This is a genomic window from Acinetobacter corruptisaponis, from assembly GCF_030053775.1.
Lineage (GTDB): Bacteria > Pseudomonadota > Gammaproteobacteria > Pseudomonadales > Moraxellaceae > Acinetobacter > Acinetobacter corruptisaponis.
Map to the genome: position 1 here is coordinate 363,137 of NZ_CP125669.1, position 14,935 is coordinate 378,071.

The following is a 14,935-nucleotide window of genomic DNA, read 5'->3' on the forward strand; positions in this document are numbered from 1 at the left end:
CCAATGTTTGTACGATTGTTTTACACCTTACGCAAATATGGCGTACCTGTAACAACTCGTGAGTTGATTGATCTCAATCAGGCTGTCGCTTCAGGTCTGGTTTTTGCGGATCAGGAACAATTCTATCAATTGGCTAAAACCATTCTAGTCAAGGATGAACGCTTCTTTGATAAGTTTGACCGTGCCATGAAAGATTACTTTGATGGCATCGAAACCTTTGATCTGGATGAACTGCTTAAACAGGTACACAAGTTACCCAAAGACTGGTTTGATCTTGAGCTTCTGGAAAAGCATCTCACACCTGAGCAACGTGCAGAACTGCAAAAGGCGGGTTCGCTCGAAGAACTGATGAAAATGCTGGAAGAACGCTTGCGTGAACAGCATAAAAAGCATCAGGGTGGCAATCGTATGATTGGCACAGGTGGAACCTCACCATTTGGAGCCTTTGGTGATCATCCAGAGGGAGTTCGTATTGGTGGGCCAGGGCGTAAACGTTCAGCTGTTAAAGTATGGGAGCAGCGTAAATACCAGAACCTTGATGATGATCAGGTATTGGGAACACGCCAGATGCAAATCGCATTGCGCCGTTTGCGTAAGTTTGCCCGTCAGGGGGCAGCCGAAGAACTGGATGTCGATGGTACGATTCGTGAAACAGCCAAGCAGGGCATTCTGGATGTGCAATTGGTGCCTGAGCGCCGTAACCGTATCAAGGTGTTGATGCTGTTTGATGTGGGCGGTTCGATGGATGCCTACATCGCTGAATGTGAGAAGCTGTTTAGCGCAGCCAAGTCAGAGTTTAAAACGCTGGAATATTTCTACTTCCATAACTGTCTTTATGACTATGTGTGGAAAGACAACCATCGCCGTAGCTCAACACGCATGAATACATGGGATTTATTTCACACTTATGGGCGTGATTACCGTGTGATTGTGGTGGGTGATGCCAGCATGGCACCGTATGAGTTAAAGTCTGCGGGTGGCTCAGTTGAATATATGAATGATGAGGCTGGGGAAGTGTGGTTAAGACGCTTGCGTCAGCATTATGATAAAACCGCTTGGCTCAACCCTGAACTAGAGGGCTATTGGCATTACACCCAAACCATTCAATGGATTAAGGAAATATTTGAACATCATATGTATCCAATGACTTTAAAAGGTATTGAGGATATGACCAAGTATTTATCTCGCTAGCAAAAAAAGGCTGATTCATGCTGGATCAGCCCAGTTTTCTATTGTTAAATCTGTAATACGATTAAATTCCTTACAATTGTTGGTCACCAAAATACATTTTTCGGCAAGTGCATGACTTGCAATCCATAAATCATTATTTCCAATCGGTGTTCCAGCTTGTTTGAGTAATAGCGCATGATGAGCGTAATGCTCACAGAGTTGTTGTTGAGTGCTATAAAGGACAGGGATTCGCAGAATTAAGTTTTCAAGCTGTTTTAAAACAACAGTCTTTCTTTGGCTACCATACGCTCCTTTTAATAATTCCGCATAACTGATAAATGACATACACAATTCATCATCCTGTGAGAGTTGATTGACTCGTTCAATTACACTCATTGGTTTATTCTTTATAAAATAGATCAGAATATTGGTATCCAGCATATATTTCATAAAACATCACGCTCTTGTATGTGGTTGTCCTCCAGGCGATTTTTTTCTAGAGTGTCAATAAAGTCATGATCAAATTCATTTAAGGCTTGCCATAATGCTTCACCTCGATTTTCGGTTAAATCAGACAGGGGATGAATAACTAGATCGCCATCTTGATTTAAATAAATTTCTACTCGCTTAGTATTTAAACGAAATTCTTGTGGAATACGAACGGCCTGACTATTGCCATTCATAAATACGCGAGATGTAATTGATGTGCTCATCATAACCCCCAATGTATGTACATATAGTGTGTACATTAAAACATGAAATTAGAATACTGACTAGTATTTAACCAATCTAATTGGTCTATTTTCTGTTTTCAGTGGATTAATGATTAAACATGAAAAAAATAGTTGAAAAACACGATAGAATAAGCTGTTTTGCAATCCTTGCCTGTGGAGACCTACGTGGATCGACCAACCATTTCCCCTGAACATTTACAAGAAGCGTCTGAGCATTTGTCAACAATTCGGGATTTTATCCGTTTTGGGGTAAGCGCATTACGCCAATACGATGCGCATTTGGGGCAAGGTACAGAAGATTATTTTGCAGAAAGCTCAGCGCTGGTTTTACAAACTCTCTCTCTGGAATGGTCTGCTGATGCAGAAATTCTGGATGCGAAGCTTTTGCCAAGTGAAAAAGCTGAATTTCTGAGTTTATTGGAACGTCGTATTAATGAACGTATCCCAACATCCTACTTACTCAATCTTTCCTATTTCTTTAACAAGCCATTTTACGTGGATGAACGCGTATTGATTCCACGTTCACCGATTGCAGAAGCGATAGAGCAGCGTTTTGCGCCATATTGTCTGGATGAAAATGGACAGATGCGTGAAGCCTTGAACAATTTACCTGCAAATCCAGCACCAAAAACCCCACAACGTATTCTGGATATGTGTACAGGTTCGGGATGTATTGCAGTGGCTCTGGCTTATGCTTTTCCTGACTCAGAAGTGGATGCAACCGATATTTCCAAGGAAGCCCTTGAGGTTGCGTCAATCAATGTAGAGCATCATAACAAGCAATATCAAATTGCGTTGCTTGAATCTGATCTGTTCGCAAAAATTCCTGCTGAAAACCAATATGACCTCATCGTCAGCAATCCACCCTATGTCGATGCCGAAGATATGGCAGATTTACCTGATGAATTCCTGCATGAGCCTGAGTTAGCTTTGGCTGCGGGTCAGGATGGTTTGGACTTGGTTCGCAAGATGTTGGCGCAGGCGGCTGACTATCTTACTGAGGATGGCCTGATTGTGATTGAAGTGGGTAACTCTGAATGGGCAATGCGTCAGAACTTTAATACAGTTGACTTCCATTGGTTGACATTCCAGAAAGGTGGTACAGGTATTTTTGCACTCACTGCTGAACAATGCCGCCGCTATAAAGATATATTCGAACAGTCAGTTATATAATAAAAGAGACAATACCATGTCAATAAAAGAGGCTTTAGTACACATCAAACCAGATTTGACTTCAACACAAGTTGAACAGTTTGAACAAGACATGATTTCACTCAAAAATAAATGGAATCAGGCAGATATTAACACAATTAATAGTGAAGATTTCCAAAAAAAGATAAATGATCAATTTGATCATTTACTGGTTCAATTAGGTTATGGGGCTTATGACCCTGATGATGCGGAGCGTTTAATTCATCAGCTTTATTTAATGTCAGGTTATAAAGGTTTGATGGAATATATTGTAATTGCATATCGACAATTTGGTGATGACTCTACATTAAGTTATACCTATGAATTGATGTTAGATGAAATGCGTAGCAGCTTTGATGAAGAATAGGATAGGCTAAAAATGGCAGGTAATAGTATTGGTCAACTTTTTCGGGTAACCACCTGTGGCGAATCGCACGGTGTCGGGTTAATGGCGATTGTTGATGGTGTACCACCAGGTTTGGAACTGTGTGAAGAGGATTTGCAAAAGGACTTAGACCGCCGTAAACCAGGAACCTCTAAATTTGCGACCCAGCGTAAAGAACCTGATCAGGTTGAAATTATTTCAGGTGTTTTTGAGGGTAAAACCACAGGTACACCAATTGGCTTGTTAATTCGCAATACAGATCAGAAATCTAAAGACTACGGTAATATCGCGCAGACATTCCGCCCTGGACATGCTGATTACACCTATACACAAAAATATGGCTTCCGTGACTATCGTGGTGGTGGTCGCTCAAGTGCGCGTGAAACGGCAATGCGAGTTGCCGCTGGTGCAATTGCCAAGAAATATCTTGCTGAAAAATTTGGTATTGATATTCGTGGCCATGTCACCCAAATTGGCAATGAAGTTGCTGAGAAACTGGATTGGTCAGAAGTACCGAACAACCCATTTTTCTGTGGTGATGTTGATGCCGTGCCACGCTTTGAGAAGCTTGTATCCTCATTGCGTGAACAGGGAACCAGTTGTGGTGCAAAACTGGAAATTCTTGCTGAAAAGGTTCCAGTGGGTTGGGGTGAGCCTGTTTTTGATCGTCTGGATGCTGATATTGCCCATGCCATGATGAGCATTAATGCAGTTAAAGGTGTGGAAATCGGTGATGGCTTTGCTGTTGCAGGGCAGTTTGGTCACGAAACCCGTGATGAACTGACCACAGATGGTTTCCTCGCCAATCATGCTGGCGGCATTTTAGGTGGGATTTCAAGTGGTCAAACCATTCGTGTTGCAATTGCACTAAAACCAACTGCAAGTATTACCACGCCAGGAAAAACCATTACCATTGAACGGGAAAATACGGATGTGTTAACCAAAGGTCGTCATGACCCATGTGTGGGTGTGCGTGCCACGCCAATTGCCGAAGCCATGCTGGCAATTGTGTTAATGGATCATTTCCTACGCCATCGCGCACAGAACGCAGATGTGATTTCACCATTTCAGCCAATCGAACCTTAATTTAATATAAGCTTATAATTAAGCCACACATAGAATGAATTATATGTGTGGCTTTAATAGTATTTTAAATATATATTTAAAACCTTTTTAAGTATTATTAAATCCAACAACAAAATTATAGTGCTTCAGAAATAACATTATCTGAAGTAGAAATATGATATTGATTTCTACCATTACTTTTGGCCACATATAATGCGTGGTCAGCCTGAGAAATAAATTCTGAAAGGCTGTCATTTAAATGAGGAATGACAGTTGCAACACCCACACTAATCGTAACATGCTTGGAAACATGACTTCTTGGATGAATAATCCCTATATTGCGAACCAGCTCCATTAACCGTTGTACCTGTATCACAGCCTGATCCTTATCTGTCATGGAAAATAACAATAGAAACTCCTCACCACCATAACGGGCAGCGAGATCGCCACTACGAGAGGCAATTGAACCCAATAAAATGGCAATCCGCCTTAAACACTGATCTCCCTGAATATGCCCCAAGGTATCGTTGTATAGTTTAAAGAAATCAATATCAATCATCATGATCGTAATAGGCATTTCATGGCGAATGGCTCGTTTCCATTCATTTTCAAGAACCTCATCCAGATAACGGCGGTTGGCCAAACCAGTTAAGGCATCCTGCTGGGACAGAATCGAAAGCTGCTGCGCCTGACGCATGAGCTCCAGCCGATTAAGTTCGATCATGCAATTCTGTAAATAGTTTTCCCGATGTTGCCTGTCTGTGGCATATGCCAATGCCATACCCAAAAAGCTACTAAAAGTATAGGTTCGGTTTAAAAAAGTCCAATCAATATCACCACTTAGCCATGTACTGGCGATCACACCTACAAGCCCACCACACCATCCAGCAAGAATGGCTGTGTAGAAACGCATTCCTACAAAGCCATAGATAATCACGACTGCATACATCATGGCAGCATGAAATAGCACATTATGCTGGCCTTGTTCCAATACGTTGATCAAGGTGAATGTAATTGCAACAGCGCCCATTGATCCCAGACAAACATAATGGTCAAACCATTTATTCATGATGGGAACAAAGGCTAGTAGCCAGGCGAGTAAAATGATAATACCAACCCAACCGTAATATGCGACCCATTCAAGACGCAAAACAGGGGGTAATACCTGATAGATACCGAAACTAAGAAATAAATATAAACCTAGAATGATGGGCGCACGATAACGAAACTCATGGGCAGCCTCATTTCTGTACTGATCTCGATAGATCACTTCTAATTCTTTAGGAAACCAAACTAAATTTAGCCCGCGAGAAATTAGTAAGTCGATTTGTTCTTGTCCCAATAGATTGGAAGCTTTCAACTTCATCTTATCTCTCACCACTCCCAAATATTGTTATAAATGTCAAATAGGGATTATTTTTTTACTACGTTACACTGATTTAAACAAAATGTGTATCATATTATAAAAAATTATTAATTTTTTAACTCAGTCATGTTTTATTATTCAGAGTTTATCATATTTCCAGCTTTCATCAGAAGTTCTCATAATGAACTAATATAATGTTTCAATTTAATAAAATCTTAAAGAAATAAAAAATGTTACAAATTAAACAGTAATGATTGTATATTTACTGTATTAGGATACAATTTAGACAAAAGCAACAATCATGGAATGTGATTGAATCAAGTCATACGAAATAGGATGCATCGCAATGACTGCTATGAATCAATATGCAACAAAACTAGAAATTACCCCTCATAATGAATGGGCTCAACGGTTCTGGGATGAACTTTTACCTGCAAAAGAAAGAGTGAGTAAACATCCTTTATTTTTAGACATGGCGAGTGGTTCATTAAGCCTTGAATGTTTTCGTTCGGCATTACTTAACTTTTACCCTTTAGTGGCTCATTTTCCTTCCTATATGGCAGGAGCATTGGCCAAGGCAACTTCTTTCTCATTGGATGGTGTAACTGAAACCAGGGATTGGCTTATTCAAAATATTAAGGTTGAAGAACGCCATTTAAACTGGTATCAGGATTGGGCAATGGGGTTTGGCCTCACACTGGAAATGCTGAATGAAGTAAGACCACCTGCCGCCATGAATGCAGTCAATCATTTTCTCTGGACAACCAATTATCGAGGAACTCTGGCCGAAAGCATTGCCGCAACAAATCTGGCAATTGAGTGGGCAACAGGGGACTGGACTATACAGGTTTATAAGGGAATTCAAACCTACACCCAACATCCAGAAGTCAATATTAATAAACGATCACTTGCCTGGTTAAGAGCACATGCACATTATGATGACCTACATCCTTATGAAGCTATGGAACTGATCAAGCGACTCTGTGACAAAGACCCAGTTTTGCAGAAAAAGGCTTTTTTAGCTGCCAAAGAAGGATTGGCCTATTATGAGCTTGCCCTTGATGAGTGTTATAAGTTGCAGCATAAAAATTAAAATCCATAAAATAGCTATTTAACCCGAATCTTGTTTAAGCCGATATTTCCATAATACGAATCATCGGCTTGTTTTGATGACATATTTGATAAGCACATAAAGATGCATAAATACCAGCTAAATAGCCTGCAACACTTCTCGCTCTAGTCGTCACTAGATTGTACGCCCCCTTCAGCAAACTGAATAAAGTTTCTATTTTATTGCGTTGTTTCAGATGGTATTCATCTGCTTTTGATAACTGTATAGATTTCATGTTCTTTCGGTGATAGGTAATTAAATCAATATCTTGTACTCTTAATTTACTCTTTAATTCATGACTAATATAGCCACGATCAGCATACAATTTAGCAGTCATTCCTTTGACTAACTGTTCAACCATTTTTATATCTGCTGTATGCCCATTTGATAAAGCTGTGCTGAGTATTTCACCTGACTGATTCATAAGTACATGCAACTTACAACCAAAGAACCAACCCATAGAACTTTTACCACGAGTTGCAATTGCTGCTAGCGATTTATGTCTTTTTATTCGCTGATTTTTACAGACAGCCAATGTCGTTGAATCGATCCATAAATAAGAACTTTGCTGATCTTTCATCAGGGCGAAATGTAAGGCATGTAAAGCCAGTTGATGAGTATTGATCAGGTAAATCATACGTTGGTAACAAGGCAGGCTTTTGAATAAATGAAGATAGTTATGTCTCAGTGCCGTAAAGAATGCTTTAAAGTTATTGAAATGTGAATGTTTATACCAAATTGCAATAAAGACAATTTCAGAAATACTGAGCTGTGCAGGGCGAATTCTTAGGCATTTAAGATTTTGCTTTAAGAATTTCCAGTAAACTGATTCAAATTTTAGAAAGAAATCATCAATTATACAGAATAATTGGGTACTATCGAACATAAGGACTAGAGTCGTAAGTTTTGTGTGGTAACTAACTGATGGCTCTAGTCCTTCTCTTTTTCAAGTCTATGGCTTATCCGTGATTCAGGTTATTTAGTTAATACTAAATAGCTGCCTGGTTTTTATATTTTGATCAATTTAATGGTTGCATTTTTTCATCAAAATTTTCTAGAACAGGAAATTTTAAAGGTTGCAATTCATCAAGATGCTTCAGATATTTTTCAAAATCCACAAGAATATCTTGTCGATCTTTCTGGCTGATATAGGGCACATGGTAGGCAATAAAAGGTGGCAATACCTCAAAACCTGCATAGGCCAGCGTTCCGCGTTGAATTGGAGATAAATACTGTTCAATCGGTCCATGAATGGAATTTTCACCAAACATATAATCACGACCGCCCAATGTAAAACACAGCATTGCCTTTTTACCAGCCATGCCGCCATGATTATAAAAACGCTTTCCACCATAGAAAAGTCCAGAGACAAACACACGGTCAATCCAGCCTTTCAATATTGCAGGAACAGAAGTCCAGTATAATGGAAAGGTGAAGATCACCAGATCAGCTCGTTTCACTTTTTCAATTTCGATTTCAATGTCCGCAGCTAAATGATTCTGTTTTAAGGCGTTACGCTGCTCAAGTGCGTAATTAAAATATTCAGGTTGATTCAATTCAGTAAAATCATCCTGTGAGGCTACAGGATTAAATTTCATCATATAAAGATCAGAAATCTCAACCTGATGTCCTTGCTGCTCAAAGCTCTGTTGTGCTGTGCTTTTTAATGCTGTAGTAAAAGATTGTGCTTCTGGATGTGCATGAACGATCAGAATATTCATAAATTAATCACCTGTAGCATAATAAATTTCTCAGATAACTTACTATGCAGGAAATGGCAAACATGGCATAGTTCATGAACCGCCAGTCTTTACCATTTTACGCCAATATGATGGATTTTCAAGAAACTACGATGAGTCCTGAACTACCAGGTACCTATGTCAATCTTTTGGTGCAAACGTTGCAGCAATGGAATGTTTCGGCAGAACAATTATTGGCTGGAACAGGTATTTCCACTCATCATTTAGAAGCGCCATTTTGGTACATAGATTTCAACATTTTTAATTACTTATTGGAAAGGGCGATTTTGCTGACGCATGAGCCAGCGATTAGCTTATATTTATCCCAAGAGATGAAAGTCTCATGTTATGGACATATTGGTGTTGCCGCGAAAGCTGCGGAGAATTTAGGGCAGGCAATAAAAATATTAGAACAATATATTGGTCTACATTGTCTGGTTTTTAAACCTAAATTAAACATAATTGGCGATAAGGCATATTTATATTTTTATCAGCCTTTACAGAAATTTAAATTTAATAATCATGGGGTTATGTTTCTAGTGTTAGGTTTTTCCAATATCTTAAAAGATTTGGCCAAAACTGATCTTAATATTCATATAGAGTTTAAACAGCCAGCACCGACTTTTTATGAAAATAATCATTTACTAAACTGTAGTTTTAATAAAAGCTATGATTGCCTGATTTTTGATAGAAAGCTACTAGATTTTCCTTTGGAAACAGCAGATTCAATGGTTCTACGGCTCATTCAGGAGCAGTGTAAACGAGACATTGAAAAACTTTCTTTAAAACAGGGAAAAATAAATTCTATTTATTCACAGGTTAAACAATTGGCATGTAATGAAGAGAATATTGGTTCTTTAACACTAAAACAGATAGCACAAAAACTACATACATCAGAAAGGACATTGCAGCGCCAACTTACTAATGAACAAACATCTTTTCAAAACATCATTGGCGAAATTCGCAGACAGCAAGCAGAAAACCTTTTAAGAGAAAATCAGTTATCAATTAAAGAAATTTCCGAACGTTTAGGTTATGCAGACATTTCTCATTTTTCACGTGCTTTTAAAAAATGGACAAGTGTTACGCCAAAATTTTATAGAGAAGCATCTTTGAAATAGCTTGGGGTAGAAATCAAATAAATTCATGTGAAATAGAAAGTTATTTATATAAGGATTTAAAATTTTATGTTTTAAAAATTATTTAGATATCAGTTTATTAAAATTAATTTATTTCGCATAATGTATATTATGTTAAATAAATAATTTGAATTATTGACGTGTTTTTTAGACTAACGTCACGCGACATATAAGTTGTCATTTGCGACAGATGTTACGTCATTCATATGTCTATGTTTTGCAAGCATTCAAATTTAAATTACAACTTGGGTATTACAAGGTTTACCTAATTTGATGAGCTTATTTAATATCGTTACACATGCATGTACTTCATTGACCTGACTCTTGAAACTTTTTAGGCCCAACTTTTTCCTATTTTTCATACTGTCCTACCTGAAGTCCCTAGCAATTCTTTAGCTCTAGAATGACCCTTTTTGTCTTTCGAATATATTTACGCTTATCAAGCTTCAATGATCTATCGTCAGCATCTATACCATTGTGAAGTTTACGCAGCTCGTTTAGTAGAATAAAGAATTTCAATTACTCTGATGAAATACTACTTGGCTACTGTTTTCTTAATAAAGCTTCTGAATATTTGATGTTTTTAAAAAGAATTTTCACGAAAATGTAATAAAATATTTCAATTCCTTAAAATACATTTATCCCTTTTTCCTATGCTTATTAAAATATATTCATGAAGCTTTAAAAGTATCGTTAGGTTTTAATTAAAAATCTATTTAAACTACTCCACCTTTATTAAGTATATAAAAGTCTTAGTAAATTAATCTTAGTTAAAACCCTAGCTATAAATTGATAATAAGTATTTTAAAAAATTAAACTTAGCTCTTAAACTCTTACATACATTTTTAGACTAGATATTAAAGAATATGACTTTCAAACTTACATATTTAGTTAATAAAAACAAAATCTTATGTATAATTCTGACTCTATTTTTTGATTTTTTATAGAAAATTTTGGTCTTAAACAAGAAATATAGAAAATTGTAGTTTTTATAAAATTACTATATTTTTATAAAAAATTTAGGAGCTTTCGAGATGAGTAAAAGTATCCAGCAAGTAAAAGAAGAATTTAATAGTTCTGGTATATCAATTGCGGAATGGTCAAGGGAAAATAATTTCCCTGCTCAATTGGTCTACCAAATATTGAATCACACACGCATTCCACAAAGAGGAAAAAGCCATCTAATCGCAGTGAAGTTAGGTATAAAGCAATAGAAATTTATTCTTATAGGTTTATATAAAAGAAAACGACTTATGTCTGCAAACATAAGTCGTTTGATTCCAATACAGAAATATTGAAACCTCTTAACCAAAGTATCTTCTGTATTGGGCAATTCGTCAAGCCCTACATTTTGTTTTTTACAAAGTGAATAAATAGACTCGTTTCTGAATAGCAGCCCTGCTGTTTTTTTCAAACGAGTTAAGGAAGGTACTAAACATGAAAAAATATAAAGATGATCCAAACTCAAATCTTCATGAGCAGATCGAACTAGCTTTTAATCGTGGCTCTGATATTGCTGGTGTCTTGCGCGGCATCAGGAAAATTCATCAAGGTAGCGTTGGTAAACGTACCTCGTTATTTCCTAGTAAGAAAAATGCTGGAATGATACCTGTTGAAAGTAATTTGGAATTAGCATATGCAATTGAATTAGAGAGAGATCTTTCTGTTGTTTCTTATCGGACACAAGCATTAAAAATCCAATTAAGTCAATGTGAATCAAATTATCCTGACTTTTTAGTTAAATACTCTGATGGCCGTGTTGAAGTCCATGAAGTAAAAGTAGATAAAATTAATTTGACAGAAAAAAAAGCTAAGAAACACCATCGAATTAAAAAAATAATAAATTACCATGACATACAATATAAGATAGTCGATAAAAATGATGTTGTGCTGGGATTTAACCAAAATGCATTATTATATTTTTATCAACGCTTAGGAATACAATCGTGGACAGATCAGCAGATAGATAAAGCAATAAAAGTCATTCCTACTCATGGTCGCTTATTATTCACTGAAATTCAAAAAATACTTGAAAACAATAGCTTGCCTGTTGATATAGCATATTACTTAATATTTTATAAATATATTCCTATGCCAGTATACATTGCAGCTCTAGTAGAAGTAGTCAGATCTCGGGGGCTACTATGAACTCACAGTTGTTAATTCCAAAGATAGGATTAAGATTTTTACTAACTGGAACACCTTATGAAGTCAGTTGGACAAGTCAAGGAATAGTACGTTACTCAGCAATCGCTGGAGGAAAAAACTACTCAATTAGTGTCGAAAAATTTACTGAAAAATATCACTCAGGTGAAATCACATTAAATGGAGATTTATCTGTCTCATTATTAAGTATGGAAAAAACTAGGGATCTATTGAGAAAACAAGAATATATTAAAACTGTGTTAAATTCAGTTAGTCATCCCTATTCACATTCTAATGTTTATAAGACAATTATGGATGTTTCAAAACGAATAAAGGACCATTCTCCCCCTTCATCCCGTTCCGTCATGAGATGGATAAAACTTTATTTAGATAATGATAAAGATCTCTATGCTTTAAATAAATTCAAGGTAGGAAATAAATTTCTTCGCTTCAATATTGACATTGAACAAATTATAACTCTTGCAATTAAAGAGTGCTATTTAGAGCCGAAAGAACGTCGAAGCAGCATTGATGTTGTTGCATTTATCAAAGCAAAAATGCTTGAGCAAGATATAAACGTTAATCAATGTCCATCATTACGTACTATCCAACGAAGAATTAAGCAGTTGGATCCTTATCTCGTACTACGTGCAAAAAAAGGGACAAGAATTGCAAATACAACATTTAAAGCTGCTGGAATAAAAAAAGAAAGCCAATTTGTAATGGCAATAGTCGAAATTGATACTCATTATTTAGATATATTTATTATCGATGAAGAATCAAAAGAAGTTATGGGGCGTCCTTTTCTAACTTGCGCTATTGATATCTTTACTCGTTGTATTGTTGGATGGTATCTAAGTATGTTACCAGTTAATGCTTCAAGTACTCTTGCAACCATTAAAGATATGTTAGACAGACCGCATCAGGGTCTTCCTGGTGGAATTCCCAGTTTGATTATCCCTGATAATGGGGTGGAATTTAAAAACAATACAATGAGCAAAATATGCTGTGAATTAGGTATTACTATCCAACCAGCTCAAAATAGAACCCCGGATGATAAAGCTAAAATTGAACGTTTTTTTGGGACAATAACTCATAATCTGATTCAAAAAATAAAGGGTACTACATTCTCAAATCCTCGAGAAAAAGCTGATTATGATCCAAAAAAAAATGCTAGCATTACTTTAGCCAATTTAAGATCCTATCTAACAGAATGGATCGACGAAATTTATCATAAAAGTATACACTCAAGTATAAGTCGAGCCCCCATACTTGCATGGAAAGATGCAGTTAAAATAAGCCCCCCTATTCTGCTCTCAAAATCTCAGATTGATGTCCTTACAAGGAAAACTTTTAAAAGAAATATAAATCATGGTCAGGTTAAATTTCTGTATTTAACTTATAAATCTCACGTACTCGCAACATTGTCAGCTCAAGGGATACATGAAGTTATCCTTATGGTGGATGAATCAAATCTAGAATATATTTATTTTCAAGATCCATTAGATAGTAGTAATTATATTCGAGCTGATTCAACTGATCCAAGCTATACAAGAGAGTTGACATTGTATGAACATGAGTTAGTTCTCGAAGAAAAAAAGAAAATATCAAAAGCAGATAAAGAAAAATTAGGTGAACATGTAACCGATTTTGCACGATGGGCTTTACATCAGCGTATTCAATCGGATGTTAAATTAAATAAAAAAGCGAAACAACTTAAGATTGAATTGCCAAATCATTTAAAAAATCTTTTGGATGACCCAATAGAATTTAATCTAGTTAAAGAAGAAGTATTTAGTTTCAGTAACTTACCGCTTATGACAGCACACACAGCAGACTTAGTTTCAGATAATCTATTCGATGAAATAGATAACTATTCAGATTTTTCAACTTGGGAGTTTGATAATGAATAGTGATCAAGTTATTTTAGATAAAATTAATAAAATCATGCAACTAGTTATAGTTTCATCTGAATTTAATACAGCTTATAAAGGGATTTTGCTTTGTGCAGAAAAAAATAAAACATACGCTCAGCCATTTGGTTGCTTATTATTAGCAAAAGGTGGCTTAGGAAAAACAACTCTCTGCCAAACTATTGTGAAAAAGCATCCCCCTACTTATCGGATTGAGGAGGGATTTAAGAAGTCCATAGTCCCTGTGTTTTATATAGAAGTACCCTCACCAGCTACTGTGAAATCTGTTGCAAGTTGTATGTTAAATGCTTTGCATGATCCTGCTCCTTTTTCAGGGAGCACAGCGCAGATGAATCACAAACTTGTAGCACTGTTAAAAGTATGTGAAACAAGGCTGATATTTATGGATGAATTTCATCATTTGTTTGATCTTCAAACTTCGACCAAACGAATGAATACAGTGGTATGTAATTGGATAAAAACCTTGGTGAATGAAACTGGTATTTGCTTTTGCCTAGTGGGTCTACCTGAGTTTGAGTCGTTATTGAAGATTGACAGTCAGCTTGCCCGAAGATTCTCACAAACCTTTAAGCTGAATCAGCTTAGAGTTACAAAAATAGATGAACCAGGGACATTACATTCTTTCCTTCATCAGATTTCATTAAATATCGAAAAATATTTACATATTAAATTTGAACCTTCTTTAACAAGTCAACTATTAGCTTTACAGATTTATATAGCTACAAATGGTCACCATGCCTACCTAATGCTTCTTTTAGAAAATTGTCTTTTTCAAGTGATGAAAAAAGATAACTATACAATAACGATTGAAGAGTTTATTAAAGCATGGGATGACGGTATTACTTCCTATGTAAGTAAAACTAAATCAAATCCATTTCGTCTAGATATGACTAGTATTTCCTCAAAAATAAGAAACATTTAGTTCTGATTATATACGTAAAACATACTTTCATTAT

Annotated in this window: 15 protein-coding genes and 1 pseudogene; 11 read left to right on the plus strand and 5 right to left on the minus strand. The window is 36.3% G+C overall.

Annotation, left to right across the window (positions count from 1 at the left end):
- Nucleotides 1-3 precede the first annotated feature (3 nt).
- On the plus strand, nucleotides 4-1,191 hold the full coding sequence (locus QLH32_RS01695; RefSeq protein ID WP_283267787.1) for a vWA domain-containing protein: 1,188 nt from the start codon (nucleotides 4-6) through the stop codon (nucleotides 1,189-1,191).
- Nucleotides 1,192-1,206: 15 nt separating this feature from the next.
- Here QLH32_RS01695 and QLH32_RS01700 read toward each other — a convergent pair whose 3' ends face one another.
- Together QLH32_RS01700 and QLH32_RS01705 are read right to left on the minus strand one after the other, a co-directional pair.
- A complete protein-coding gene (locus QLH32_RS01700; protein ID WP_283267788.1) occupies nucleotides 1,207-1,620 on the minus strand; it encodes a type II toxin-antitoxin system VapC family toxin in 414 nt (137 codons plus the stop codon).
- A complete protein-coding gene (locus QLH32_RS01705; RefSeq protein WP_283267789.1) occupies nucleotides 1,617-1,883 on the minus strand; it encodes an antitoxin in 267 nt (88 codons plus the stop codon). Before QLH32_RS01705 ends, QLH32_RS01700 begins: the two co-directional genes overlap by 4 nt.
- A gap of 186 nt (nucleotides 1,884-2,069) precedes the next feature.
- Here QLH32_RS01705 and prmB point away from each other — a divergent pair, with 186 nt between their 5' ends.
- Genes prmB through aroC form a run of 3 tightly spaced genes read left to right on the plus strand, consistent with a single transcriptional unit; the run spans nucleotide 2,070 to nucleotide 4,566 of the window.
- Nucleotides 2,070-3,077: a 50S ribosomal protein L3 N(5)-glutamine methyltransferase gene (gene prmB, locus QLH32_RS01710; RefSeq protein WP_283267790.1), complete on the plus strand. Its 1,008-nt coding sequence runs from the start codon at nucleotides 2,070-2,072 to the stop codon at nucleotides 3,075-3,077.
- A 16-nt stretch (nucleotides 3,078-3,093) separates the two neighbouring features.
- Nucleotides 3,094-3,462: a hypothetical protein gene (locus QLH32_RS01715; protein WP_283267791.1), complete on the plus strand. Its 369-nt coding sequence runs from the start codon at nucleotides 3,094-3,096 to the stop codon at nucleotides 3,460-3,462.
- A 12-nt stretch (nucleotides 3,463-3,474) separates the two neighbouring features.
- The gene (gene aroC / locus QLH32_RS01720; protein WP_283267792.1) at nucleotides 3,475-4,566 is read left to right on the plus strand and encodes a chorismate synthase; all 1,092 of its coding nucleotides are present in this window, start codon (nucleotides 3,475-3,477) and stop codon (nucleotides 4,564-4,566) included.
- 115 nt (nucleotides 4,567-4,681) lie between these two features.
- Here the strand turns inward: aroC and QLH32_RS01725 are convergent, their stop codons facing one another.
- Nucleotides 4,682-5,911: a GGDEF domain-containing protein gene (locus QLH32_RS01725; protein WP_283267793.1), complete on the minus strand. Its 1,230-nt coding sequence runs from the start codon at nucleotides 5,909-5,911 to the stop codon at nucleotides 4,682-4,684.
- Between the two features lie 346 nt (nucleotides 5,912-6,257).
- Here QLH32_RS01725 and QLH32_RS01730 point away from each other — a divergent pair, with 346 nt between their 5' ends.
- On the plus strand, nucleotides 6,258-7,004 hold the full coding sequence (locus QLH32_RS01730; RefSeq protein WP_283267794.1) for an iron-containing redox enzyme family protein: 747 nt from the start codon (nucleotides 6,258-6,260) through the stop codon (nucleotides 7,002-7,004).
- Between the two features lie 34 nt (nucleotides 7,005-7,038).
- Here QLH32_RS01730 and QLH32_RS01735 read toward each other — a convergent pair whose 3' ends face one another.
- Together QLH32_RS01735 and QLH32_RS01740 are read right to left on the minus strand one after the other, a co-directional pair.
- Nucleotides 7,039-7,908, minus strand: a complete 870-nt coding sequence (locus QLH32_RS01735; RefSeq protein ID WP_283266581.1) for an IS982 family transposase — start codon at nucleotides 7,906-7,908, stop codon at nucleotides 7,039-7,041.
- Nucleotides 7,909-8,041: 133 nt separating this feature from the next.
- Nucleotides 8,042-8,743 carry an NAD(P)H-dependent oxidoreductase gene (locus QLH32_RS01740; protein ID WP_283267796.1) on the minus strand — a complete coding sequence of 234 codons (702 nt, stop codon included), beginning with the start codon at nucleotides 8,741-8,743 and terminating at the stop codon, nucleotides 8,042-8,044.
- Between the two features lie 131 nt (nucleotides 8,744-8,874).
- Between QLH32_RS01740 and QLH32_RS01745 the strand changes: the two genes are divergently transcribed.
- From QLH32_RS01745 to QLH32_RS01765, 6 genes and pseudogenes are all read left to right on the plus strand, one after another.
- Complete coding sequence (locus tag QLH32_RS01745) at nucleotides 8,875-9,882, plus strand: AraC family transcriptional regulator (RefSeq protein ID WP_283269265.1); 1,008 nt, start codon at nucleotides 8,875-8,877, stop codon at nucleotides 9,880-9,882.
- Between the two features lie 1,052 nt (nucleotides 9,883-10,934).
- A complete protein-coding gene (locus tag QLH32_RS01750; RefSeq protein ID WP_283267798.1) occupies nucleotides 10,935-11,114 on the plus strand; it encodes a DNA-binding protein in 180 nt (59 codons plus the stop codon).
- 223 nt (nucleotides 11,115-11,337) lie between these two features.
- The gene (locus tag QLH32_RS19795; RefSeq protein WP_336153404.1) at nucleotides 11,338-12,048 is read left to right on the plus strand and encodes a hypothetical protein; all 711 of its coding nucleotides are present in this window, start codon (nucleotides 11,338-11,340) and stop codon (nucleotides 12,046-12,048) included.
- Nucleotides 12,045-12,638, plus strand: a pseudogene (locus QLH32_RS01760) (transposase); the annotation flags it as partial. The gene QLH32_RS19795 and the pseudogene QLH32_RS01760, both read left to right, overlap by 4 nt.
- 129 nt (nucleotides 12,639-12,767) lie before the next feature.
- On the plus strand, nucleotides 12,768-13,958 hold the full coding sequence (locus QLH32_RS19880) for a TnsB C-terminal domain-containing protein (protein ID WP_404490738.1): 1,191 nt from the start codon (nucleotides 12,768-12,770) through the stop codon (nucleotides 13,956-13,958).
- Complete coding sequence (locus QLH32_RS01765; RefSeq protein ID WP_099948695.1) at nucleotides 13,951-14,901, plus strand: TniB family NTP-binding protein; 951 nt, start codon at nucleotides 13,951-13,953, stop codon at nucleotides 14,899-14,901. Before QLH32_RS19880 ends, QLH32_RS01765 begins: the two co-directional genes overlap by 8 nt.
- Nucleotides 14,902-14,935: the final 34 nt, after the last annotated feature.